This window comes from Salinicola sp. RZ23 (assembly GCF_003206675.1).
GTDB lineage: Bacteria > Pseudomonadota > Gammaproteobacteria > Pseudomonadales > Halomonadaceae > Salinicola > Salinicola endophyticus.
The window spans coordinates 1-1,249 of the sequence record NZ_PZJK01000023.1 but is presented as its reverse complement, the minus strand read 5'-3'; the positions used below and the strand labels follow the sequence as shown (position 1 = coordinate 1,249).

The 1,249-nt window shown below is 59.2% G+C and carries 1 protein-coding gene; it reads right to left on the bottom strand.

Annotated features, from left to right (window positions below; all coding sequences use genetic code 11):
• Positions 1–86: 86 nt before the first annotated feature.
• On the bottom strand, positions 87–1,133 hold the full coding sequence (locus tag DOM67_RS19310) for an ISL3 family transposase (RefSeq protein WP_232825323.1): 1,047 nt from the start codon (positions 1,131–1,133) through the stop codon (positions 87–89).
• Positions 1,134–1,249 lie beyond the last annotated feature (116 nt).

Below are 1,249 nucleotides of genomic sequence, written 5' to 3'. Positions count from 1 at the left end.
GGTTCATCACGCATGTCCGGGGAAGGCGGCTTTGATCTTCAGGAAAAAGTAATCCATGTCTCGGTACCCGTAAGCCATGCGTTTGATCACTTTGATCCTGTTGTTGATGCCTTCGAGCTGGCCGGTATGCATCNNNCGCTGTCGGCAGCATGGGCATGCCATTGCTGCCATCTTCGTCGCCATTCCCAGGCACTGGGAGCTGTCCAGAGCGAACGTAAGCTCTCCTTCATCACATGCACGGCCATGATGGGCTGGTTGGCCTGCAGCACGTCTTCAAGCCGGACCTGCTCTCGCTCGTTGAGCGAGGCCGGGTTACGAAGCAGCAACCAATGCGACTGCTTCACGATGCGACGTGCAGGCCGGTCGTGCCGCAACTGATTGGCCGTGTCCACACGCACTCGACTGATCACCTCTCGGCCGTACTTCGCTATCACATGAAACAGGTCGTAGACGACCCGCGCACGTGGGCATTGGGACTGAACCTCCAGGTCGAAAGCAGTATTCATATCCATAGCGACTGCTTCGATACGAGCGCATCCCTCCGGGCCCAGCTGTTCGAAGAAGGGGCGAATGGCCCGGCGGGTGCGGCCCTGAGCGACGTACAGGACGCGGCGTGTATCCGCGTCCAGTATCACACTGGCATAGCGATGCCCTTTGAACAGGGCGAATTCATCCATGATCAAGCGGCGTGGCCGAGCGGCTGGCAGTGATGCCATCAAGTGCCGAAGATGCTGATGATCCAGACGCCTGACCGTGCTCCAATGCAGGCCAAACAGGCTGGCCACGTGTGCGATTGGCATGCGTGCGCAGCATTCAGCGGCTGCCTGGGCCAAGCGTTGGGTCAGTCGTGAGTGGCGATCGAGCCAAGGGACGCGCTGCAGGTGGCGCCCGCATCCCACGCAGTCCAAGCGATAGAGCGTGAGATCGAGAAACACTGGCTGACCCAACATAGGTAGATCTCGAACGCGACGTCTGACGCGCTCATGAATCTGGCGACAAGGTCTTCCGCAGACACGGCAGGCTAAACGGGTGTTGTCAGGTACCAGCGAGACGTGGACGTGGTCGTCGAAAACTTGCAGGTCGCGGACGCAGAAATCCTGCCAGAAGGGTAGCCAAGCGGTATGATCTGACATGAGGCGGTGCTCTCGGGCGTGGTGTTGGTCGCACAACCATCATGACCGAGATGTCACCGCCTCACCTTATTCCTGATGCGAAAAGTCCGGGTAGCCCCGGACTTCCGTGAAGAACC